Origin of the sequence: Paenibacillus daejeonensis DSM 15491 (genome assembly GCF_000378385.1) — a bacterium.
In the GTDB taxonomy this organism is placed as follows: domain Bacteria; phylum Bacillota; class Bacilli; order Paenibacillales; family Paenibacillaceae; genus Paenibacillus_D; species Paenibacillus_D daejeonensis.
Genome location: NZ_KB899659.1, coordinates 643767 through 664385, shown reverse-complemented (window position 1 = coordinate 664385; position 20619 = coordinate 643767). Strand labels below are relative to the sequence as shown.

27 protein-coding genes and 1 tRNA gene are annotated in these 20619 nt (G+C 53.4%); 18 read left to right on the top strand and 10 right to left on the bottom strand.

Features of this window, described 5'->3' with window-relative positions; all coding sequences use genetic code 11:
* Positions 1-13 precede the first annotated feature (13 nt).
* The 6 genes from F556_RS0103160 to F556_RS0103135 are packed head-to-tail and all read left to right on the top strand — an operon-like array spanning position 14 to position 7627.
* Positions 14-1477 (top strand): NHL repeat-containing protein, encoded by a 1464-nt coding sequence (locus tag F556_RS0103160; RefSeq protein WP_020615444.1) that lies wholly within the window; start codon positions 14-16, stop codon positions 1475-1477.
* Entirely contained in the window at positions 1458-2078 is a 621-nt protein-coding gene (locus F556_RS0103155) for a Yip1 family protein (protein WP_020615443.1), read from the top strand. Before F556_RS0103160 ends, F556_RS0103155 begins: the two co-directional genes overlap by 20 nt.
* 14 nt (positions 2079-2092) lie before the next feature.
* On the top strand, positions 2093-4666 hold the full coding sequence (locus tag F556_RS0103150) for a DUF5696 domain-containing protein (protein ID WP_020615442.1): 2574 nt from the start codon (positions 2093-2095) through the stop codon (positions 4664-4666).
* Positions 4663-5565, top strand: a complete 903-nt coding sequence (locus tag F556_RS0103145; protein ID WP_020615441.1) for a carbohydrate ABC transporter permease — start codon at positions 4663-4665, stop codon at positions 5563-5565. Before F556_RS0103150 ends, F556_RS0103145 begins: the two co-directional genes overlap by 4 nt.
* A 19-nt stretch (positions 5566-5584) precedes the next feature.
* Positions 5585-6589: a carbohydrate ABC transporter permease gene (locus F556_RS0103140; RefSeq protein ID WP_020615440.1), complete on the top strand. Its 1005-nt coding sequence runs from the start codon at positions 5585-5587 to the stop codon at positions 6587-6589.
* A 42-nt stretch (positions 6590-6631) separates the two neighbouring features.
* Complete coding sequence (locus F556_RS0103135; RefSeq protein ID WP_020615439.1) at positions 6632-7627, top strand: glycoside hydrolase family 113; 996 nt, start codon at positions 6632-6634, stop codon at positions 7625-7627.
* 112 nt (positions 7628-7739) lie between these two features.
* On the opposite strand, the gene F556_RS0103125 is transcribed toward F556_RS0103135, so the two are convergent.
* Positions 7740-8000: a hypothetical protein gene (locus F556_RS0103125; protein ID WP_020615437.1), complete on the bottom strand. Its 261-nt coding sequence runs from the start codon at positions 7998-8000 to the stop codon at positions 7740-7742.
* A gap of 162 nt (positions 8001-8162) precedes the next feature.
* Here F556_RS0103125 and F556_RS0103120 point away from each other — a divergent pair, with 162 nt between their 5' ends.
* On the top strand, positions 8163-8900 hold the full coding sequence (locus F556_RS0103120; RefSeq protein WP_020615436.1) for a uracil-DNA glycosylase: 738 nt from the start codon (positions 8163-8165) through the stop codon (positions 8898-8900).
* Positions 8901-8991: 91 nt separating this feature from the next.
* On the opposite strand, the gene F556_RS0103115 is transcribed toward F556_RS0103120, so the two are convergent.
* From F556_RS0103115 to F556_RS37575, 4 genes are all read right to left on the bottom strand, one after another.
* Complete coding sequence (locus tag F556_RS0103115; RefSeq protein ID WP_020615435.1) at positions 8992-9684, bottom strand: PspA/IM30 family protein; 693 nt, start codon at positions 9682-9684, stop codon at positions 8992-8994.
* Positions 9685-9824: 140 nt separating this feature from the next.
* Entirely contained in the window at positions 9825-10784 is a 960-nt protein-coding gene (locus F556_RS0103110) for an S-layer homology domain-containing protein (protein WP_020615434.1), read from the bottom strand.
* A gap of 175 nt (positions 10785-10959) precedes the next feature.
* Complete coding sequence (locus F556_RS0103105; RefSeq protein WP_020615433.1) at positions 10960-11298, bottom strand: L,D-transpeptidase; 339 nt, start codon at positions 11296-11298, stop codon at positions 10960-10962.
* Between the two features lie 66 nt (positions 11299-11364).
* On the bottom strand, positions 11365-11532 hold the full coding sequence (locus F556_RS37575) for a hypothetical protein (RefSeq protein WP_020615432.1): 168 nt from the start codon (positions 11530-11532) through the stop codon (positions 11365-11367).
* Between the two features lie 193 nt (positions 11533-11725).
* On the opposite strand from F556_RS37575, the gene F556_RS0103095 reads away from it, so the two are divergent.
* The 6 genes from F556_RS0103095 (at position 11726) to F556_RS0103065 (ending at position 15062) form a co-directional block, all read left to right on the top strand.
* Entirely contained in the window at positions 11726-12022 is a 297-nt protein-coding gene (locus tag F556_RS0103095) for a hypothetical protein (RefSeq protein ID WP_020615431.1), read from the top strand.
* A 161-nt stretch (positions 12023-12183) separates the two neighbouring features.
* Positions 12184-12432, top strand: coding sequence for a hypothetical protein (locus F556_RS33150; RefSeq protein WP_020615430.1), 249 nt, complete (start codon positions 12184-12186; stop codon positions 12430-12432).
* Positions 12422-13690, top strand: coding sequence for a DNA polymerase IV (locus F556_RS0103085; RefSeq protein WP_020615429.1), 1269 nt, complete (start codon positions 12422-12424; stop codon positions 13688-13690). Before F556_RS33150 ends, F556_RS0103085 begins: the two co-directional genes overlap by 11 nt.
* Positions 13687-14022: a YolD-like family protein gene (locus tag F556_RS0103080; RefSeq protein ID WP_020615428.1), complete on the top strand. Its 336-nt coding sequence runs from the start codon at positions 13687-13689 to the stop codon at positions 14020-14022. The genes F556_RS0103085 and F556_RS0103080 overlap by 4 nt, the downstream gene beginning before the upstream one ends.
* A 92-nt stretch (positions 14023-14114) precedes the next feature.
* The gene (locus tag F556_RS38260; protein WP_020615427.1) at positions 14115-14276 is read left to right on the top strand and encodes a hypothetical protein; all 162 of its coding nucleotides are present in this window, start codon (positions 14115-14117) and stop codon (positions 14274-14276) included.
* A 713-nt stretch (positions 14277-14989) separates the two neighbouring features.
* A tRNA-Val gene (locus tag F556_RS0103065) sits at positions 14990-15062 on the top strand.
* 290 nt (positions 15063-15352) lie between these two features.
* On the opposite strand, the gene F556_RS0103060 is transcribed toward F556_RS0103065, so the two are convergent.
* From F556_RS0103060 to F556_RS0103045, 4 genes are all read right to left on the bottom strand, one after another.
* On the bottom strand, positions 15353-15832 hold the full coding sequence (locus F556_RS0103060; RefSeq protein WP_020615425.1) for a PLAT/LH2 domain-containing protein: 480 nt from the start codon (positions 15830-15832) through the stop codon (positions 15353-15355).
* A gap of 263 nt (positions 15833-16095) precedes the next feature.
* Entirely contained in the window at positions 16096-16356 is a 261-nt protein-coding gene (locus tag F556_RS0103055; protein WP_020615424.1) for a hypothetical protein, read from the bottom strand.
* A gap of 128 nt (positions 16357-16484) precedes the next feature.
* A complete protein-coding gene (locus F556_RS0103050) occupies positions 16485-16862 on the bottom strand; it encodes a nuclear transport factor 2 family protein (protein WP_020615423.1) in 378 nt (125 codons plus the stop codon).
* A gap of 313 nt (positions 16863-17175) precedes the next feature.
* Positions 17176-17481: a hypothetical protein gene (locus F556_RS0103045; RefSeq protein ID WP_020615422.1), complete on the bottom strand. Its 306-nt coding sequence runs from the start codon at positions 17479-17481 to the stop codon at positions 17176-17178.
* A gap of 163 nt (positions 17482-17644) precedes the next feature.
* Here F556_RS0103045 and F556_RS0103035 point away from each other — a divergent pair, with 163 nt between their 5' ends.
* Both F556_RS0103035 and F556_RS0103030 read left to right on the top strand, forming a co-directional pair.
* Positions 17645-17866: a hypothetical protein gene (locus F556_RS0103035; RefSeq protein ID WP_020615420.1), complete on the top strand. Its 222-nt coding sequence runs from the start codon at positions 17645-17647 to the stop codon at positions 17864-17866.
* Positions 17867-17981: 115 nt separating this feature from the next.
* Positions 17982-18242, top strand: a complete 261-nt coding sequence (locus tag F556_RS0103030) for a DUF3892 domain-containing protein (protein ID WP_020615419.1) — start codon at positions 17982-17984, stop codon at positions 18240-18242.
* A gap of 105 nt (positions 18243-18347) precedes the next feature.
* Here F556_RS0103030 and F556_RS0103025 read toward each other — a convergent pair whose 3' ends face one another.
* The gene (locus F556_RS0103025) at positions 18348-19100 is read right to left on the bottom strand and encodes an MBL fold metallo-hydrolase (protein ID WP_020615418.1); all 753 of its coding nucleotides are present in this window, start codon (positions 19098-19100) and stop codon (positions 18348-18350) included.
* 167 nt (positions 19101-19267) lie between these two features.
* Here F556_RS0103025 and F556_RS36975 point away from each other — a divergent pair, with 167 nt between their 5' ends.
* The 3 genes from F556_RS36975 to F556_RS0103015 all read left to right on the top strand — a co-directional run bounded on the left by F556_RS36975 (position 19268) and on the right by F556_RS0103015 (position 20604).
* Positions 19268-19468, top strand: coding sequence for a hypothetical protein (locus F556_RS36975; protein ID WP_245583004.1), 201 nt, complete (start codon positions 19268-19270; stop codon positions 19466-19468).
* Between the two features lie 152 nt (positions 19469-19620).
* A complete protein-coding gene (locus F556_RS0103020) occupies positions 19621-20184 on the top strand; it encodes a stalk domain-containing protein (RefSeq protein WP_020615417.1) in 564 nt (187 codons plus the stop codon).
* A gap of 120 nt (positions 20185-20304) precedes the next feature.
* Positions 20305-20604, top strand: a complete 300-nt coding sequence (locus tag F556_RS0103015; protein ID WP_020615416.1) for a DUF1292 domain-containing protein — start codon at positions 20305-20307, stop codon at positions 20602-20604.
* Positions 20605-20619: the final 15 nt, after the last annotated feature.

Below are 20619 nucleotides of genomic sequence, written 5' to 3'. Positions count from 1 at the left end.
GGGGGGACGCAGATTGAAAAAGCTTCTGTTGAGCCTTGGCATCTTGTCCCTGATCATCGCATCTGTACCGCTTGGAGCCTTGCATGCAGAGACGCCTTATGAGGCTTATACCTACAACTATTACAGTGACTCCGTGCCCTTGCCAGCACCGTTCGTACCGGAGCGCCAGGTGTCGGGTCAGGATCTGGGGGTTGGGGCCTTCCGGGATCCGGGCGATGTGTTCGTCACCTCGGATGGGACGGTTTATATTCTGGACAGCGGCAACAATCGCATCCTGCGGACCGACAGTCAGTGGGGACGTGCCGAGGTGATTGCAGGCTTCGAGAACGAAGGACGCGAGGATGCGCTGCGCAATCCGCAAGGCCTCTTCGTGAGTGACGATCATGCCATTTACGTTGCGGATACTGATAATAACCGGATCGTCGTGCTGTCTCCAGAGGGAGAACTGCTGCGTACGGTGGAATCGCCTGAGTCTGATGTGCTGCCATCCGGTTTCGTGTTCTTTCCAGTGAAGCTGACGGTCGATGATGCAGGCCGGATCTTTGTTGTAGCCAGGGGCGTGTACGAGGGTCTGATGCAATTCGATGAGGACGGTTCGTTTATCGGTTACTCCGGCACCATCAGTGTGCGGCAGACCTTCGCCGACCGCATCTGGCGGATGCTTGCCACCCGGGAGCAGCGCTCACGCATGCAGTTGTTCATTCCGACAGAATTCTCCAATTTGGATATCGACACCAAAGGGTTCGTCTACGCGACCAATATCGATACGCATGCCCAGACGCCGATTCGCCGGCTCAACCCGTCGGGACAGGATGTCTTGAAGCGCTTCGGCTATTACCCGGTCATGGGTGACATCCGGTTCCGCCAGTTCGGCAATAATTCGGGACCTTCCCGGATGACGGATATCAAGGTGCTGGACGGCGGGATTTATGTCGCCATGGATTCGTTCCGCGGACGACTGTTCGCCTATAACGACGAGGGCCAGTTGCTTTACGCATTCGGTGGCAAAGGCACGCAGCTTGGCTTGTTTAATATCCCGGCTGCAGTTGAGCGGGTCGGAGAACAGCTGCTGGTGCTGGACCGGGGCAAGAGCGCGCTGATCGTCTTTACGCCCACATTGTTCGGACGTACGGTTCATGCGGCTACCGAGTACCGGTATCAGGGTGATGATGCTGAGGCTGTAGCGCTGTGGGAAGATGTACTGCGTATGAATGCCAACTACGATCTCGCGTACCTGGGCATCGGCAAGTCGCTGCTGATGGACCGCAAGAACAAGGAAGCGATGGAATACTTCAAACTGGGCATGGACCGCAAGTACTACTCGCTGGCGTTCAAGCGGTACCGGCGTGAAGTGATGCAGGAGCACTTTGGCACCTTCATGACGACGGCAGCCGTTTTGATTGCCGCCTTAGTCGCATGGCTCATCTACAGAAAAGTAAGAGCGAGGGGGAAAGCACATGAAGTCGGAGCACTATAGATTTCCGTTCCATGTCATCTTCCATCCGTTTGACGGGTACTGGGACCTGAAGTACGACGGTAAGGGTAGGGTGCGCATTGCGGCGGCCATTATCGCCATGCTGGTGCTGAGCACAGTGCTGCAGCGTCAATTTGCAGGGTTCATGGTCAACTTCAACGATCCCCGGTACTTGAACAGTTTGAACGATTTAATCTATACGGTTGCACCGTTCTTGCTGTTCTGTATCGCCAATTGGTCGATCACGACCCTGATGGAGGGCGAGGGCAAGTTCCGGGAGATTGTTATCGCCACGGCTTACGCGATGCTGCCGATCGTGCTCATCAATTTGCCGATGACGTTTATCAGTCGAATGCTCACGATGGAAGAAGCCGCCTTCTATTATCTCGCGACCAGTATCGCCATCGTCTGGACAGGGTATCTGCTGTTCGTCGGCATCATGACGGTCCATCAATATACAGCTACCAAGACGGTGATTACGCTGGTCATGACAGTGATCGCTATGGGAATCGTTGTGTTTATAGGCACGCTGATCTTCAGCATGGCCAGTCAGATTTTCTATTTCTTCTATAACATTTACCGAGAGCTGATCTTTCGGGTGTAAAGGGGGCGCCATCATTGAACCGATCAATCAAGCGTTATGTGGTGCTGGTGTGCGTCCTCGTTGCCGCTGCAAGCGCCCTGATCCTCTATCTTGCGAACCGGGGTGTCCCTGCCGTAGATGTCGTTTCGTATACGCAGGCAGGCGAGGCGCCTGTGCAGACAACGGAACTCTCGCTAGGTGCGGGTGAGCCGCGGCTCGCCGGGATGCGGCTGGCTGCCGAGACGGGTGCGCTGGCGCTGTATTTTCATCCGGAGACAACGGAATTTGCGGTGCTGGACCGGAGATCCGGTGACCTCTGGCACAGCAACCCGGCAGACCGGGAAAGCGATAGCATTGCGACGCCTTACGAGAAAGAGACGTTGTCCTCTCAATTCACGCTTACTTTCCGTGACCGGATGGGCCGGATTGCCACCTTCAACAACTTCAAGGAGAGTGTTGCCAGAGGTCAGTTCGAAGCGGAGGGGATCGAGGGCGGCTTCCGGGTCACGTATACGCTGGGCGATGCAGAGCTGGGCATCGACGCCCTGCCCAAATTCATCAGCAAAGCGCGCATGGAAGAGATGGTTCTCTCGAACCTGGACGAGGCACAAGGCAAATATATTCTGGCTCGTTACCTGGCGAAAAAAGATGATCCTGAGGTGCTGGAGCGGCTCGATACGGCCGTTGCCCGCGATCTCGTACTGAAACGGATGATCGCTGCATTCCAGGAGGCCGGCTATACGCCGGAAGATCTGCAGGAGGATAACGAGGCGAACGGCATTGCCGGCAGCGGAGCCGTAGATCGTCCGCGTTTTGTCATTCCGCTGCATGTACGGCTGGAGGACGACGCGCTGGTTGTCACGGTTCCTGCGGGGGAAATTGAGGAGAATCCGGATTATAAGCTGCGGATGCTGAATTTGTTAGGATTTTTCGGAGCAGCGGGTCCTGAGGAAGAAGGCTACATGCTGGTTCCCGACGGTACTGGCAGCCTGATCTATCTCAATAATGGCAAGCTCTCACAGGAGCTCTATGCCCAGCGGGTGTACGGTCAGGATGAAAATGACAACATCCGCCGGCGCGGTCAGATCTCGGAGTCTGCGCGGCTGCCGGTATTCGGTCTCAAGAGCGGTGAATCGGCTTGGTATGCGGCCATTGAGCAGGGGGACGCCATTGCGACAATCCAGGCGGATATTGCTGGTCGTAACAACAGCTATAATCAGAATTTCGCCAGCTTCGCCGTACGCGGTGAGGATGTACTGGAACTGTACAAGAGTAATACGGTTGAAGAGATTCAATTGCTGACCGAGGAGCTGTACACGGGTGACCTGACGATTCGGTATCATTTCTTATCGGGCGATGAGGCGGACTATTCCGGCATCGCACGACATTACCGGAGCCAGTTGGAGGAGCAGGGTGTACTCTCGCCACTCACCGAGGAGAAGGCGCTGCCGATGTTCGTCAGTGTACTGGGCGCCATTGACAAGCGTAAGACAATTCTCGGCGTCCCTTATCAGGGGATGGTGTCGATGACCACGTTTGAGCAGGCCGAGGCCGTCGTCGACCGGCTGCAATCCGATCAGGTGCAGTCCATTCATATGCGCTATCTCGGCTGGTTCAACGAAGGGTTGAATCATGAGATTCCGGCACGGGTCAAAATCGATGGCAAGCTGGGCGGACGCAGTGATCTGCGCGAGTTGGCTGGTAAGCTCGAGACGGGCGGCGGCAAGCTGTATCCGGATGTCGCGTTCCAGCATGTGCATCAGACCGATGGCCGGTTCTCGCCGTCTTCCGATGCTGCGCGGTTCATCACGCGTGAGGAAGCCATGCGCGCTCCTTATGACCGGGCGCTGCATCGGATGAATCCGGAGCTCGGCACCTATTACTTGCTGTCGCCAGCCAAGCTCCCCTATTATGTAGACCAGTTTCTTGACAGTTATGCCGATGTCGGTGTCAACGGGCTCGCCTTGCGCGATCTGGGTGACAAGGTACATGCCGATTACCGGACCAGTCGGACGGTCTTCCGGGAGACGGCCAAGACAATCGTCGCGGAACAGCTCGACAAGCTGAAGACAGCGCACCCGGACCTGCTGTTGACTGGCGGCAACGCCTATGCGCTGGGGTATGCGGACCGCTTCGTCAATGTCCCATCCGGTACCAGTGGTTTCGGTATAACGGACGAAGAGGTGCCGTTCTATCAGATGGTACTCCATGGTTATGCTGACTATGCCGGTGAGCCGATGAACCTGCGGGAGGAGCAGGATGCAAGGCTGCAGCTGCTGCGGACCCTGGAGCTTGGCGCCGCGCCGCACTACCTGTGGTCGCAGGAGCCTTCGTCGACGCTCAAATTCACGGCCTACGATTCGATGTATTCCACGTCCGCTGACGGCTGGTATGACATTGCGCTGGAGCAGTACCGCGAGGCGGATGAGACGCTGTCGGCTCTCCGCACCGTCAAGATGGACCGTCATATCCGGCACGGGCAGGACGTCGTAGAGATGCAGTATGAGAATGGCGTCTCGATCTACATCAACTATTCGGATCAGCCCGTCACCATTCAGGGCGTCCGCATAGATGCCCAAGACTTCACAGTAGGCGGTGAGAGAGGATGAACCTCCGCAGATTAACGCTGGTGCAAAAACGTGCGCTCGTCGGCTTCAGTTTTATCCTGCCCTGGCTGGTCGGCTTCGTGTTCCTGTTCGCGACACCGCTTATCCAATCCGCTCGCTTCAGCTTCAGCAAGCTGAATGTTGCGCCCGGCGGCTATGAGCTGGAATTCACGGCGTGGACGAATTTCAAGCAGGCGCTCTACATCGATCCGACCTTCAACCGCATTTTGACCGAGTCGGTTGTGAACATGCTCTGGAGCGTACCGATGATTCTGTTCTTCAGTCTCTTCTCGGCGGTGCTGCTTAATCAGAAGTTCAAAGGACGGGGGCTGGCCCGGGCGGTCTTCTTCCTGCCCGTCATTCTGGCCTCTGGCGCGATCGCGGCGGCCGAGACGGCTGGTCTGATCAGCATGACAGGCAGCTCGCAGGTCGCTCAGGAGCTGGGCGAGGCACAGAGTGGTTTTGACTCGATCTCTCTGATCTTCATGCTGGACAATGCCGGCTTTCCGGATTGGTTCATCGACTATATTGTGAGCGGCGTCACGGGAATCTATGAAATCATCCGCAGCTCCGGCGTGCAGATCCTGATTTTCCTGGCTGCGCTGCAATCGGTGCCTCCGGCAATGTACGAGGTGGCCAAGATGGAAGGGGCAACGCCGTACGAATCGTTCTGGAAGATTACGTTCCCGATGGTCAGCCCGCTGATCCTGACGAACATCATCTACACGGTTATCGACTCGTTCGCGGACTCGCCGGTCACCCGCAAGATTTATGAGACCGCCTTCCAGGCACAGAATTTCGGACTCAGTGCGGCCATGTCCTGGCTCTATACCGGCGTGGTTGGCATTATGCTCATCGTCATCGGCATTCTGGTCTCCAGAAGAGTCTTCTATTATAACTAGGCAGGAAGGAGGGGGCCGTATGGAACGGATCGATAAGCTAAGGAGCGACGAAGCGTTCGTCTACCGGCTGAATAAGGCGCGCAACACCTCGCTGGAGTGGGCCTGGAAGCTAGTGCTGTATATCTTGATCGCAGGCATTTCCTTCATTATATTGATGCCGCTCTTCAGGCGTCTGTCGACTGCGTTCAAAGACCCGATAGACATCTATAATCCGACGATTTTTATGGTGCCGATTCATTTCACGCTGGACAATATTCGGCATGCCATGTCGATTCTTAATTATTGGCCCATGCTGGGCAATACCCTGCTCTTCGTCACGGTAATGACCCTCTTGCAGGCTGTATCCTGCGCACTCGCAGGCTATGGATTTGCCCGGTTTTCGTTTCCCGGCAGTCGGTTGCTCTTCGGACTCGTCATCCTGACGATTCTGATTCCGATGAACACGCTTATGGTGCCGATGTATCTTCATTTTCGAAGCTTTGATGTGATGGGGCTGATCTCGCTCTTCACGGGCAAGGATGGCGTCAATCTGCTCAATACGTACTGGCCGTCCATGATCACCTCGGCTACGGCCAATGGCCTGAAGTCGGGCCTGTACATTTACATTTTCAATCAGTTCTTCCGGGGTATGCCCAAAGAAATTGAGGAGGCGGCACTGATCGACGGGGCGGGTGCCTATCGCACCTTCTTCACCATCATGCTTCCGAATGCGATTCCGGCGATCATGACCGTCATGCTGTTCGCTTTTGTATGGCAGTATAATGACACCTTCTACACCTCGCTGTTCATGAGCAACAGCGATCTGATGTCCGTCAATGTGGCCTCGTTACCCGCCAATGTCAACCAGTATTTGCCGTCGCTGCTCGGACTTGGCGGCAACTCCGACATGCGCGTCGATCCGAACCATGTGGCGCTCATCGTCGATACCGGTATTTTGCTCGCCATTGCACCGCTGGTTATTATGTATCTGTTCGTACAGCGCTACTTTGTAGAGAGTGTAGAACGCACGGGGGTAGTGGGCTAACTTGCGAGACCCGTCAATCAGGATGGAATAGGAGGCCCTTCTATGACGATAAGACCGTTTTTTAAAGGCATGACCTATGGTTGGGGAGCCAAGCGCGGGTCGTACAGGCAGCCGTATGCTGTGGATTCTCTGCACAAGCTGGCAGCGACCGGCAGCGATTGGATCGCGCTTTCCTTTTGGACGTACCAGGAGGATGTTCATTCGACGACGATTTCTTTTGACTACGGCTATACGATGACGGACCGGGATATCGCGTTTGCGGTCAAGCAGGCCAAGGCGATGGGACTGAAGGTGTGCCTGAAGCCGGTGGTCAACTCCAGGGACGGTCAATGGCGTGCCTACATTGGCTTTCCTGATGACGAGAGCGGCGAGGACCAGTGGGACGCCTGGTTCGCCTCGTATACGGATTTTATGTGCCACTACGCGGAGCTGGCCGAAGAGCTGGGCTGCGAGATGCTGTGCGTAGGCTGTGAGATGGTGAAGACGGAGAAGCATGAAGCCCGGTGGCGCGAGCTGATTGCCCGCGTTCGCGCCATCTACACGGGGCCGATTACGTATAATGCTAATCATGGCAAGGAGGAAGGGATCGCCTGGTTTGATGCCGTGGACTATATCGGGACGAGTGCGTATTACCCGGTCGCTGATGAGCCGCAAGCCAGTCTGGAGACCATGCTGGCACGGTGGGCTGTGCAGAAGCCCAAGCTGGCGGCACTCGCGGCAAAGTTCGGCAAGCCTGTGATTTTCATGGAAGTTGGCTGCCGGAGCGCACGCGGCTGCGCCACCATGCCTTGGGATTTTGAGCATCGGGAGCTGCCCAGGGATGAAGACGAGCAGGCGAACTTCTATGCTTCAGCGCTTCAGACCTTCTGGGATGAACCGTGGTTTGCCGGATTTTTCTGGTGGGATTGGAGCGTGCAGCTGTACCCCTTGGAGGAGGCTGGCAGCGACCGTGGCTTCGATATTTATGGCAAAAAAGCCGCAGCGGTGCTGGAGTCGTATTACAAGCGAGAAGCAGGAGGACGGGCGCTGGTACGCTAGCTGGAGCCTGCAGGGATGGCCTGTCGAGCGATGCTCGGCAGGCTATTTGCCATTGTATACAGATTCGATTGCAAAAAAAAGAAGCCCCATAGGCTCCATGCTGCGTTTCTTTTTAAATAAGGTTGTTCTCAAGCACTTGCCGCTCCAACTCGGCGGTGTGGTTGCTCATGCAGTTGCAATAGTAGTCCTTGCGGCAAATTGGGCATGGAATGTTCAGCAGACGATTGACACCAATCAGCTTCCAGTCCGGATTCTTGCTGAAGAACAAACGGCACTTGGCACTGTTGCTGAGCGTTGCAATATATTGATACAGTCCGGTTTGCTCGTTGCGGTCAGAAGCTACAATATCTTTAATCACCAGTTTTGTAGACATAGTGTCCCACCTATACAAATAGATTTGCAAATGCTTTGTAAGCATAACTTTTTTACGGGTACGTGTCAATATGAGTGCACCACTTATTGTTCCCCATGGCCGCTTAATTTATACTAGAAGGTGACAGAAATCTCAATCTTGCAAGAGTAAGGAGCATAAATGATGTCAACAATCTTCCGCAACGACTGGGCCGAGCTGCTGCAGCCGGAGTTGGAACAGCCCTATTACAAAGAAATGCGGTCCTATCTGGCGGGCCAATACCGTCAACAGACGATTTATCCGCCAATGCACGATATTTTTAATGCGTTGCATTTTACGTCCTATGCCGATACGCGGGTCGTCATTCTTGGCCAGGATCCCTATCATGGACCCAAGCAGGCACATGGACTGAGTTTCTCCGTGCAGCCCGGGGTCCGTACTCCGCCATCCCTGCAGAACATCTACAAGGAGCTGGCAGACGATGAGGGGTGCCCGATTCCACCGCATGGCTCACTTGTTTCGTGGGCCAAGCAGGGCGTGCTGCTGCTTAATACCGTCCTCACGGTACAGGGGGGCGCGGCCAATTCCCACAAGGGCATCGGCTGGGAGCGGTTTACGGACCGCGTGATCGCCGCGCTGAACGAGCGAGAGGAGCCGGTTGTCTTCATTCTGTGGGGCAAGCATGCCCAGGACAAGGCATCCTTCATCGATCGCCAGCGCCACCATGTCATTGCCACTGCGCACCCGAGTCCCTTTGCCGCCCATCGCGGCTTCTTCGGCAGTCGGCCCTTCTCGCGTACCAATGCCTTCCTCCGATCCATTGGCCGCGAGCCCATCAACTGGTGCATCCCGGCGGACCCGGCTATAGCCGATCCAGCGTTGGCAGGTGAGCAGGAGACGGCGGCTGGTAGCGAGTCCTAAAGTGTTAAAAAACCGCCTGAGCGGCCGATACCGGGGTATCAGCAGCTGCAGGCGGTTTTTGTTGGGTTTGCTATGGCATTCGACTAAGCTATTACTTGCCTTCTTCGGAATCGGAAGGCTTGTCATATTGTCTGAGCAGGGCAGCCAGCTCATCTTCGACCGCCTGATCCTTGCCCAGCGCGGCGAATTCATCGTCCAGCGAAGGACCTTTGCTGCCGAGCATTTCATTGCTTGCTTCAGCTTGCGCTTCCATCTGCAGCATGCGCTCTTCCATTCGCTTCAGGCCTGCGCTGGCGGTGTCGCTGCCGAAGCCAGACATGGCGCGGTTGATTTCTTTTTGCGCCTTAGCGGCGTTATAGCGAGCGACCAGAGTCTCACGCTTATTTTTCATCTCGGTAAGCTGCTTGCGCATCTCGTCGAGTTTGCCGCGCAGGTTGTCAGCCGCAGCTTTGTTTTGATCGTAGCTCGCTTTGAACTCGTTCATCTTCTGCTCAGCCGCATTTTTCTCTTCCAGGGCACGGCGGGCCAGTTCGACATTTTGTGCCTTAGCGGCCATGTGAGCTTGCTCCGTGCGGCGCTGGACGAGGGCGGCTTGCTCTTCGTATTGCTGCTTGAAGCGCTTCTCCAGTGCGATTTGGGCCGCTACTGCTTTCTCTGCATCTTCCAGATCTGCTTGCATGTCACGGATGTACTGATCCGTCATTTTAATTGGATCCTCGGCTTTTTCGATCAAGGCATAGACATTGGACAGGGTCAGGTCACGCAATCGTTTGAATATGGACATAAGTTGAATAGCCTCCTTCATATTGGATGAACTTGTATTTGTGGTCTTGTAAGATTGTTATACGTAGAAATTGTCGCTTAGTTTCAAGCGTATACGAAAAAAAAGCGATCTGCAAGAGATCGCGGGAAAAGAAATGTTAATTATTGTGCGGGGACGGCAGGGTTTTCACCGCTGATCGTTTCCAGAACTTCGGCCAGTACCACTTTGTAGTCGCTGCTCACATAAGTCGTGGCACTCACGTCTGTGATGACTTGTGGATACATCATGTCCGGGTCCGGGTACGTAGCCTCTACCAGCACCTCGGCTTCTTCTCCGTTGAATGTGATCGAAGCGATGCGCAGGCCATAGCCTGGATGAGGTACAGTTGCAGTTACTGTCACTTGCTGAATGTCTTCATTCACAGCTTCTACATCGAACTTCAAGTCGCCCAGTGGCGAGTTGTAGGGCTCTTCCGGCATAGGCTCGATTGGCTCGACAGACTCTACGAACTCAATAGCTCCGTGCAACCAGCTGGCTGCATCACTGCGCGTGATGGCTGCTTTTGGATGGAAGTTTTCGTTCGAGTCCAGAGCAGCGAACTTGCTGATCAGTACTTTTTGAACGGCGTCCATATAAGCTGGATCGACATCGGCTTCATCGGCATGCGTGATAAAAATTTCAATAAACGCATACTCACCAGTCGTGTACACAGCTTGCATGAGGGCATGTGCATATTGCTCACGTGTAATTTCGCCATTTGGTTGCAGGTCGCGAGGCAGACCCAGATCCAGGGCGCCAGCAATGATAAACGCGTCCGCGTACCAGGCATTGTCATTTACATTCGTGAAGTAGTCGCTCGCTTTGGGTTCTTTGACAAAGTTGATGCCGTCCAGGTTCAGATCGAAGCCTTTGACGAGCAGGGATACGGCAGCGGAATAGCTCAGCTTGCCTTGCGGGATGAACTTGCCGTTCTCGCCGCTAATGATACCGCGCTGCTTCAGCTCCTCGATCTTGGCGGCGTTCGGATCGCTCGTGGTATCCGAGAAGGCCCAGACGGACTGCCCCAGGGCGAAGACGAGCATCATGGACATAATCAGTAAGAGTAGGGGTTTCTTTTTCATCATTCATTCACCTCGGTTAGTAGAGTAGTCGACAGATTCTCTCTCTTTGTCTATACTCCTAGACGCCCGGTCCAGCAGAAAGGTTGCAGTCCTCTTGGCAAATTATGCCCGAATACTTGATGATTCTTACGCTCAAAGGGCGGGGACGCGCAAAAAAAGCCCGCGATCTGCGGGCTTAGGGCCGGATAGTAACCCGGGTCTCAATGGGGACGATGCCAGCCAGCTCGACGACATCCTCATTGTACATCCGGATACAGCCGTGAGAGACAGCCCTGCCGATGGAGGCGGGATCATTGGTGCCGTGAATCCCGTAATGGGGCTTCGACAGACCCATCCAATAGGCGCCGAAGGGTCCGCCAGGATTGGGCTGCTTGTTGACGATCTTGAACTCTCCGGTCGGCGTTTTCGTCAGCATCTTGCCGATGGCGACGGGAAAGCCGCGCACCACCGTGTTGCCGTCAAGCAGATATAGTCGCCGATCGGACAGGTCAACGATAATCCGGTAGTTGGCCATAGCGCTCACCTCATTCGATGCATAGGTAAGGTATCCTATGTGGGAAGATGAGGAGCGGTTTGGACATTAGGATTTTTTGACCCGTCGATAGTGAATGAGTCCATAGATGCCAAGGCCCAGGCCGCTCACCATCAGGATGATGCCAAGCGTTTTGTTCAGAAAGCGGTAATCAACAATGCCGAAGATCAGGAGCATCAAGCCAAGTACGGAATAGAGCAGGGGATTTTGCTTCATATAAAGGCACCTCAGTCTGCATATTTATTTATGAGTTTACCATAGCGGCGGGTCGGCGAGAAGCGACTTCTTGGACAACTGTCTGCAAAGAACAGGCGAATATACGCGGGACGCATGTACAGTCGGATCAGCAGTTTGGTCATATAATGGGGTAGAATTCCAAATCCCCCTAGATGAAAGGTGTGACCGACACATGTCTTGCAACAATTCCTACGGGTACAATCAAGTGTCGCCGGCTAACAATCAGATGATGAACAACCAGATGTCTCCGATGAACAATCAGCTGTCGCCAATCGTAACGGAGCCCACTCAAATCTACAACAACGTTTTCCATCCGCAAGCTCAGCCAATCATCCACCCTGTGGAGATGATCAACCAGCATCATGTGGTACCGGTACCGCAGCACTACACGACTTGTTCTGTAAAAGATGTTTGGTGTTCCGGCCGCAGCCGCGGCAGCCGTAGTAGCCGCAGCAGCAGACGCAGATAATCATGCCTTGCTACAAAGGACCGGCCGCGGTGGCCGGTCCTTTGCTATACATACAAAGCCCCTGGGAGGAGCTGACACCGATTCCTAAATAAATCCTGTGGAATAAGAATATATGTTCGGTATATACTAAGAACAGATGTTCTTGAGTGGAGGGGTTCGCGATGCCGATCAATATTGCTGTGGGACGTGAGATGACGATTATTTATCTGGACCGCAAGGGATCCATCTCCCAGCGCCGCATTCAGGTGCAGGGCGTGCAAGGGGAACGGGTGAAGGCCTACTGCTACACAGCCCGGGCCCCGCGCGTCTTTTTGCGCACAGGCATTCTGGCTGCGCGAGAGGTGCAGGCAGCGGGAGCTGGAGTGCGGCTCGGGATGGTGGGCGTGGCGGGTGCGGGCCATGCGGGATAAGCGGGTTATTTTTCTGGCAGATTGCCAGTCCTTTTATGCCAGTGTGGAGAAGGCCTCCCATCCGGAATTCCAGCATCAGCCCGTCGTCGTTGCCGGTGATCCCGCCCGCCGCTCCGGTGTCATCCTGGCTGCCTGCCCGCTTGCCAAGCAGCAGGGCGTCAAGACAGCAGAACGGCTCGGCGAAGCCCTGGCCAAGTGTCCGGGGCTGGTTGTTATCAAGCCGCGAATGCAGCGGTATATTGAGATATCGCAGATGATCACCGAGATCTTCCAATGCTATACCGACATGGTGGAGCCGTACTCGATCGACGAGCAATTCATGGATGTGACGGGCTCCTTGCATCTGTACGGGTCCCCGCAGGAATTGGCCTCCCAGATCCAGCAGCGGTTGCTGATGGAGACCGGAATCTATACTCGCTTCGGCATCAGCGAGACCAAGGTGCTGGCCAAGATGGCCTGCGACAATTATGCCAAGAAGAATGACAGTGGCATCTACAGCCTCCCTGTAGCCAACCTGCCGGAGACGCTGTGGAAGCTGCCGATCCATCAGCTCTTCATGGCTGGCAGCCGGATGACGGCGCATTTTCATGCGATGGGCCTGCCAACCATTGGAGACTTGGCTCGGACCCCGCTACCGCGTCTAAAGGAGATGATGCGGCGGCGCTTCGGCAAGAATTCCGACATCAATGCAGAGCTGTACTGGCGGATCGCCAACGGGGTAGACAACAGTCCGGTGACTCCTGGTACGCATGAAGTAGCACCGAAGTCGGTAGGTCATATGATGACGCTGCCCCGCGACTATGCGCTGCTGGAGGAGATCAAGGTCATCGTATTGGAGCTGACAGAGCTCGTGTGCCAGCGCTGCCGGGGAATGGGATATATGGGGCAGACGGTTTCCGTGAGCTGTCTGGGAGCGGACTACGAGAACATGAGCGGCTTCAGCCGGCAGGCCAAGCTGATGGATCCGACCAATGTCACCAACCAGATCTACCATGCTGCTGTGCAATTGCTGGAGAGGCACTGGGACGGGCGACCGGTCCGGCGTGTCGGCGTCAGTCTAAGCGGATTGACCGATGACAGTGAATATCAGATCAGTCTGTTCGAGGACCCGAGCCGGGAGCGGTCGCGGGCGCTGGAGCGTACGACTGACAGACTGAAGGCGCGCTTCGGCGACTCCGTTATCCTGAGGGCCGTCTCACTGGCCGGGAACGGTCAGGCCGTGGACCGTGCCGCCAAGATTGGAGGACACTACAAATGAGAAAGAAACTGGAGGGCAATGGCCTCTGGGAGTCGAGCCGGATGATGCTGCCGGAGCACAAGGAGTCCAACCTCCGCAAGCGGCAGGAGCTGAAGCGCCGGGAACGCCGGCAGCTCGACGAGCAAGAGCTGGAGGAAGCGGAGCGGCTGCTGAGCAGCTCGCTTGAGGCAAGGCGAGTGGTGCGTATCGCCATGTTCCACCCGTATGAGCAGACAGAAGTGATTGGAATCGTGGAGCGCATTGATACGCTGCAGCAGCGCTTCATGGTGGATGGGGAATGGTTTGCGCTGCGGGATGTGCAAGGGGTAGCTGCGGAGAGCTTGGACGCCTAATTTAGGCACAAGACGGGGGCCAAACACCCAACCCAAAAGCGCCTGAGGTCCATATGTTATGATGTACCTCAAATTAAAGGAGGAAATCACCCATGAATGTAGTAGGCGGATACGGCGGTGGCGGTTGTGTCGGCGGCGTAGGCGGCGTAGGCGGCTATGGCGGTTGCGGCGTAGGTGGAGCATTCACATCCACAGGCGCGATCCTGGTCCTGTTCATCCTGCTGGTTATTATCGCTCGCGCTTGCATCTTCTAGGATGAACCCCCGCCAGGATCCCACAGGTCCCTGCTAATAGAGCGGTCTCCCGCAGCCTCGCTGCGGGAGACTTTTTCGTTGGAAGGGGCTGGTGGGGTTAGGTCGGGCGGTGATCGGTGGGGAGAGGTAATGGTGGAGCCTCGGGGACGAGTAGATGGTGAGTGGGTATGGGGAAGGACCGAGGTGATGTGTGGGAGGGTAGGGCTGGGACGGGAAAGGGTCGCAGACGGTGAATAGGGAGGAAGGACAGAGGTAGGGGCGGGTATTAAGTAGACAGTGGGGAGGTGGACAATGCAGGTGTGGGGAAGGTAGGCAGATGGAAGTGGAGAAGAATGACGTAAATGATGCGGAAAGCGGACAAATGCAGGTTCGGAGGCCAGACGGCCTCGACGAGTACATAAGCTAGGCTAACGATACAGGGTATCGCTATTTGCTACAAAACCGCCCCTTTTCCAACCTAACGAAACACAGTAACGCTAATCTACATTCATTCACCCAAAACAAACCAAGTTGAGCCCAATAGCTTTATACCGTTTCGTTAGAGCCAGGAGAACGGAATATGGGGCCGTTTAGCGTTATGAGGTTTCGTTAGAATGAGGCGGGGGTTCGCGAAGCCACTCGTTTGAATAGAACAGCATTTTACTTGAAAAAAATATTAAAAAAGTGTTGACGCCTCATGTGAAAATTGATATATTATTACTTGTCCCCAACACGATCTGTTAGCTCAGCTGGGAGAGCACCATCTTGACAGGGTGGGGGTCAGTGGTTCGAGCCCACTACAGATCATACATAAGAAAAACCCGCAACTCCTTGGTACGCAAGGGATTGCGGTTTTTTTCTATACTCAAATAATGTTCGCCTACTATGCGAACAGTGTCCATCTGGTGCCGATTTGGTGCCCTTTATTCGACTAAAGCAAAAATGGAAAAATGTTTAGGGGGGTTACTTTTTGGCTCCAAACAGAAGCAAATATGGGTAAAAGGCGTTCAAATCTCATTTATAACGGCATAAATACGGAGAGAAAACCAATAAAACAGCACCTACTGGACTTTCATCGATGGGGGCTTGTTTTTAGTTTATAGCCGAACTACTGACTTGATTGGCAATTCTGTGGCCAGCTTGAAATCCGCATTTCCGTGAGAATCAGTAACGCCATTGTATCCTACTGTAAGATAGTTCTTTAAATCTGGTCTCGATGGATCTTTTCCTGGGATACCTACCCAATCGTACACAGGGAATCTCCACGTTTTCTTCTCTCCTGCGATATCTGCGCTCACTGTAATGTAATCAAGTTTCCAAGCAGGGGAATCATCATCGTGTGACCTTACGTAAATAAGAATTTTTTCTATTTCACCAATAAATAAATCTGACTGACAATAGAATGTATTGAGGTGACCAGTTTCAAACTCGTCAATATCGTCATAGTCTAAAAACCAATCCCCATCGTACCAATTCCCCACTTCTTTTTGATGTCCAAAAAGCCGTAAGTAAATGTCCTCGTTTGTTCCAGCTCCACCTTCATCTGAAGTTTTAACTGCGACTGTGTACAAAATCATGCTACATCCTCCTTGGAGTTTTTTCATAAAAAGTATCTCCGGAGCACTTAGAAAGAATTCTGGAAAAATTAAAAGCCGACCTTAGTGGGTCGGCAGTACATATGTAGTGTTTGGATCAGCTGATTTTCTTTGCAACACCAGTGCTCCTGTGGGATGATCTCCGTTTGACCCATACGATGATCCCTCCGATCATAACAAAAAATGCTATGACCCCACCAGAGCTATGAAAAAATCCATTCTTTCTCCCCCTGAAGAACTATTAATTAATGAAGCATCTTCTGTCGCTGCGCATGAAAAGCACGCACAAATCTTTCAACATCCGGACCGCTCCCAAAGTGAAAAGGGTCTAACTCTCTGCCATCCACGAGGACGAAAAGATGATCCCAATCCTCGCTGTAGGCGGTGGGGCCTTGGACTTCAAGAAGAGACACGGCATCAATAAGCGCTCCATCTTGGTCCATAATTAGAAATTGCTCGCCCTCAATTCGAAATATCTTATTGCCTGAAAAGATTTCAGCTTCCATGTACATCCCTCCTAGTTGTCCATAGTATGTGGCAGTAGGCGTAGAACTAAACCGGTAAGACGGGAAATCGGACTTGGAGGACGGAGAAGCTGCAGTTGACGCTCGTATGTAACTTGACCACATAGCGCTTAGTCGTTTGAATCGGTGTCTTTGTGCGTAATACAATACGAATCAATTCTCTGCAACTCGTGGTTATCATTAAATTCATACACGTCACAAGCGGATACGAAGGCTAGTTTTTCGTCACCCCGTGTAAAAGTAGCCGTTCCGTTGATGGCTACCCGATTGTGATCGGCGATAATATTGCTCATTTGAAAGTCTGTCGTTACCGAGTCGAAGTAACTCGCTGTCCGCTTACAATTTGCCATGACCGCTTCTTTCCCTGCAAAACGGTTCTCTCCTATAATATTCCATTCAATATGATCCGCAAAAAAAGGATACGCTACCTCGAAATGACCTTTAGAAAAAGCTGCTGCAATGTCAATTAGCGTTGGCGTTTTCGTCAATTTATCTCATCTCCGTTCGTGATAAATGAGGAGTTCAGAGCACATCACCGCTTAGCTCGTAAATCCGTCGTGTGCTTGGTGGCAGCAACTGAATCTTCAACTTGTGCAGCAGACAAAGCCACCAAGCCGATAAGCCCGCCAACAACAAGCAAGACGGCGCTAAGGATCGCTATATCCTCTGAATTAGAAGCAGACATGCTGGGTTGTTGACTAGACAAGGTCATCATCCTTTAACTAGCAGAGTTGGGTTTCAGGTTAGGCCGTTCCCCATACTGTACTATATTCTTACTGACGGGGTCGGTGTGAATTCCCGCTACTCCAGCCTGTAAAAGAATTTGCCTGGCAGTCCCAAATAGACGGCTTGTTCACCTAGTGCGCCAATGGTAAATTTCCTCGCAACCACCCAGTCTTCGCTGGTCGTCAGAGCTTTTAAAGGCCCGGTAAGCACCTCTGTCCCGAATTGTACCAAGCTAGACTCGCCCTCTGTGTTACCGATAAGATACAGAACGAAATCATCCTCTGTTGGCTTAAAATACATCATCAGACCGATAAGAGCGACAATTACAACAGCTAACGGGAGGAGACGTGACTTTCTTTTTCTCTGTCGTTCAAGTTCCATGGATGGACCCTCCTGGATTTGTCATCTATTCTATATGTCGGTAGCCGAATACCTCGTCATTATAACAGAATTTCTTGCGGCTGGTATGGTTTGGCACAGTGGTCAGATGCCGATACTGCAGGTAGTGTGGGATGGACCCACAACGGCTGGGAGGTGCAAATAGATGCGTCTGGCAAAAGGATTAACAGCCATGCTGCTGATCATCAGCTGGCTTGGCTCGTGTATGGATGAACGGGCAGCGGAGCCGGCATCGGTCCTGGAGGACGTATACCCAAATCCGAATGCGGACCGTGTGCTTCGTGATGTATATGGACCGGGCGAGCTGCGGCCGCAGCTGGGACCAGATCGGCTATACGGCGGTGGACGCCTGCTGGAAGAAGATTAATGGGGTTAACCATGTGCGTGTGAGCATGAATGAGGAGAGCCAGGGCATACTACGTAGAGCGGCAAGCTCTTGCAATGTCAAGGCAGATTTCAACCCGCATAAGGGAGGCTATACAATGGAGAACTTTTTGAATAATGCCAATGGACAAGGGCAGCGCGAACAAATCGTGGCTGTGCAAAAGAATGGTGACGGTGACCTGACCGCTTTCAAAACGGCCTCTGGCCGAGTGTTGTCCTACGAAGAAGCGCTGCAGGCGGTTCAAGCAGGCCAACTGGCTGGCGTAAATGCCTTTAAGGGACGGGACGGCGAAACGTATATTCGTGGCGATGCCGACGGCGACCCTACCAATAACCTTGATCAGCTGCCCTTGTTTTAAACAAGGGTCATACCAAAGACCACCAGCTCCGGGTGGTCTTTTTGCTTATGCAGGGTGCTGCCAGAGATAGCCGTAACGCCAATTGTAAAAATGGCCACACAACTGCTAGCCGTTTGTCCGCACCAGCTCAGACATGCTATACACCTGATGCTGATCAAGAAATAGCATTTTGCCCGTGCGGCCGATGTAGTCGTCTCGATCGTCAGCGTAGTGAACGAGCCAGATTCGTTCCTGAATAGACTCCGGCAGCGTCAGCAGCTCCTCCAGCGAGGCGTGAACGACGCCTGGCGACTGCAGCTGGCAATCATGGAAAATGACAGTGCAGCCCCTGTCCTGAACGAGCGACGCGAGCAAGTCCGGGTTGAACCGCATGTCGGCGCTGTAGAAGAAATGATCGTTGATGTACACGGAATAGCTTTGCTTGCCCAGGATATGAGGGGTTTCCATTAATTCAACGGTCAGCCCGGCAGCAAGCTGTGTAGAAATGCCCGCCTGAAGCGGCCGCACCTCGAAGAAATCCTCAAGCTGCTGCCATTCGTTCTGAACAAGACCGCCCTTGAGCGTATTTTCCCAGATTGGTTGCACCAGCGTATCGGCAATGTAGAGCACAGGTTTGCGGTCATACTGAAACTTCATGCGAAATGCAAACTCCTCCAGCCCGCCGACATGATCGGCATGGATGTGAGTGATAAGAATGGCGTCAATCTCCGATAAAGGCTTGTCCAATTGATGCAGGGATGTCGGCGCAGTCACTCCGCAATCGATCAAAAGCGTGAAGTCGTCGGTATACACAAGAGCGTTATTATTATAGTAACGTTTGCTAAAGGCGCTTCCTGTACCGATCATCTGAATGTCCAAGCCATCGTTCCCCCTGAATTCACCGTTTTTTAAAATTTAACATTTTTATACTGAAAATAAAAGAGCCGAATTATTACGCTCGGCAAGCCCCTGGCAGTAGCAGGTAAGCACTTGCCCTCATACACTATTGCAGGTCTTAATCAACTTGCATGAGGGAGCTGTTGCTTGTGAGCAAAGGAAAAGCTGCCAAAGGAAAGAAATTACCCGCAAGCGACCGTAGCCAGTACCGGATGAAGCTTGTTCTCTCGGACTCATGTGCCGTCTGTCCGACCCCTTGCGCCAGAGGGACCCGCTATCTGGAATATATGAAGCTGCCCGGATCGTTAGGCAAAGGCGTGCCCTGTGTGTTGACTCGGACCAAGGCGTAGGGAAATGCCACCAGGAATTTCCCGGGCAAGCGCAAGGTTCAACATCGATCGACAAAAGGAGCGGCGGTGCGAATTTTGGGCAGCCGCCGCAACTTTAATGAGAATCCTGAGTATAACCTTACATCCTGAACAACGGATGGAGGTACATAGAAATGAAGTCCAGAAAGATCCTGATCCTGCTGCTGGTTCTTTCCCTGTGGGGCGGGACCATGCTGTTTGCCGATTCGGCCAGTCAGCGCGTGCGGGTCATTGTGAATGGATCGGAGCTTGATGAGACCGGTCTGCTGATGGAAGGAAAGACCTATCTGCCGCTGAGACAAATTGCGAACACGTTGCAATCCCTGGTTGAATGGAATGACAGCGCGAAGCGAGTGACGGTATATAAGCCCAATGTCCACATGTTCCTGTTCCAGGACAAGACGATTTTTGGCAATGTAGCACGGAACAGCAGGCCAACCTTTCATGTTCATGCACAGGTAGACAGCCTGAAGATGGACATAAGCGCCGTCAAGGTCACGATCAGTGATCCGGCGGGCAGGGAGACGCTGATTCACCAGGAAGAGGTAACGAGCCAACGGGAGGATTTCTGGCTGCCAACCAAGGAAATCCGCTACCATTTTGAGTCAGCGGGCAAATACACGGTGAAGTTTCATATGAAACCAGCCGGATCGGGCGAGTGGGCCGTCGTTTCAGAGAAGACGATTGTCTCCAAATAACGGTATTTCAGCATGCTTCTCGGATGACCCTCCGGGAAGCTTGCAGTCGTTTGACCCGCCTTGCCGAACATGTTACGATACGGAAGTAGAAAGAATAACGAATGGAAATGAGGGTTTGCAATGAGCGAGCACGTGCATGGACCGGACTGCAACCATGATCACGACCACGAGGAGCACGTATTTGTCGTTACCGATGAAGAGGGCGTAGAACGCGAGATGGTCATGGTATTCACCTTCGAGTCCGAATCGCAGGTGTATGCAGTGTTGCTGGATCGTAATGATCCAGAAGCAGATGGAATTATCTTCCGGATCGAGGAAGAAGGGGAAGAAGCTTTCCTTGTCGGAATCGAAGACGATGCAGAGTGGGAGCGGGTTACCAAGATCTACGAAGAGATCGCCCGTGCCGAGAGCGAAGCATAAGCGAGTGAACACGTA

Bases quoted from the DNA above. Each gene is read 5' to 3' on its own strand.
- F556_RS0103135 (WP_020615439.1), top strand. From the start codon at position 6,632: ATGACGATAAGACCGTTTTTTAAAGGCATGACCTATGGTTGGGGAGCC.
- F556_RS0103140 (WP_020615440.1), top strand. From the start codon at position 5,585: ATGGAACGGATCGATAAGCTAAGGAGCGACGAAGCGTTCGTCTACCGG.
- F556_RS0103085 (WP_020615429.1), top strand. From the start codon at position 12,422: ATGCGGGATAAGCGGGTTATTTTTCTGGCAGATTGCCAGTCCTTTTAT.
- F556_RS0103060 (WP_020615425.1), bottom strand. From the start codon at position 15,832: ATGATTTTGTACACAGTCGCAGTTAAAACTTCAGATGAAGGTGGAGCT.
- F556_RS0103105 (WP_020615433.1), bottom strand. From the start codon at position 11,298: ATGGCCAACTACCGGATTATCGTTGACCTGTCCGATCGGCGACTATAT.
- F556_RS0103115 (WP_020615435.1), bottom strand. From the start codon at position 9,684: ATGTCCATATTCAAACGATTGCGTGACCTGACCCTGTCCAATGTCTAT.
- F556_RS33150 (WP_020615430.1), top strand. From the start codon at position 12,184: ATGCCGATCAATATTGCTGTGGGACGTGAGATGACGATTATTTATCTG.
- F556_RS38260 (WP_020615427.1), top strand. From the start codon at position 14,115: ATGAATGTAGTAGGCGGATACGGCGGTGGCGGTTGTGTCGGCGGCGTA.
- F556_RS0103155 (WP_020615443.1), top strand. From the start codon at position 1,458: ATGAAGTCGGAGCACTATAGATTTCCGTTCCATGTCATCTTCCATCCG.
- F556_RS0103145 (WP_020615441.1), top strand. From the start codon at position 4,663: ATGAACCTCCGCAGATTAACGCTGGTGCAAAAACGTGCGCTCGTCGGC.
- F556_RS0103110 (WP_020615434.1), bottom strand. From the start codon at position 10,784: ATGAAAAAGAAACCCCTACTCTTACTGATTATGTCCATGATGCTCGTC.
- F556_RS37575 (WP_020615432.1), bottom strand. From the start codon at position 11,532: ATGAAGCAAAATCCCCTGCTCTATTCCGTACTTGGCTTGATGCTCCTG.
- F556_RS0103080 (WP_020615428.1), top strand. From the start codon at position 13,687: ATGAGAAAGAAACTGGAGGGCAATGGCCTCTGGGAGTCGAGCCGGATG.
- F556_RS0103095 (WP_020615431.1), top strand. From the start codon at position 11,726: ATGTCTTGCAACAATTCCTACGGGTACAATCAAGTGTCGCCGGCTAAC.
- F556_RS0103055 (WP_020615424.1), bottom strand. From the start codon at position 16,356: ATGGAAGCTGAAATCTTTTCAGGCAATAAGATATTTCGAATTGAGGGC.
- F556_RS0103120 (WP_020615436.1), top strand. From the start codon at position 8,163: ATGTCAACAATCTTCCGCAACGACTGGGCCGAGCTGCTGCAGCCGGAG.
- F556_RS0103125 (WP_020615437.1), bottom strand. From the start codon at position 8,000: ATGTCTACAAAACTGGTGATTAAAGATATTGTAGCTTCTGACCGCAAC.
- F556_RS0103045 (WP_020615422.1), bottom strand. From the start codon at position 17,481: ATGGAACTTGAACGACAGAGAAAAAGAAAGTCACGTCTCCTCCCGTTA.
- F556_RS0103020 (WP_020615417.1), top strand. From the start codon at position 19,621: ATGAAGTCCAGAAAGATCCTGATCCTGCTGCTGGTTCTTTCCCTGTGG.
- F556_RS0103015 (WP_020615416.1), top strand. From the start codon at position 20,305: ATGAGCGAGCACGTGCATGGACCGGACTGCAACCATGATCACGACCAC.
- F556_RS0103035 (WP_020615420.1), top strand. From the start codon at position 17,645: ATGCGTCTGGCAAAAGGATTAACAGCCATGCTGCTGATCATCAGCTGG.
- F556_RS0103030 (WP_020615419.1), top strand. From the start codon at position 17,982: ATGGAGAACTTTTTGAATAATGCCAATGGACAAGGGCAGCGCGAACAA.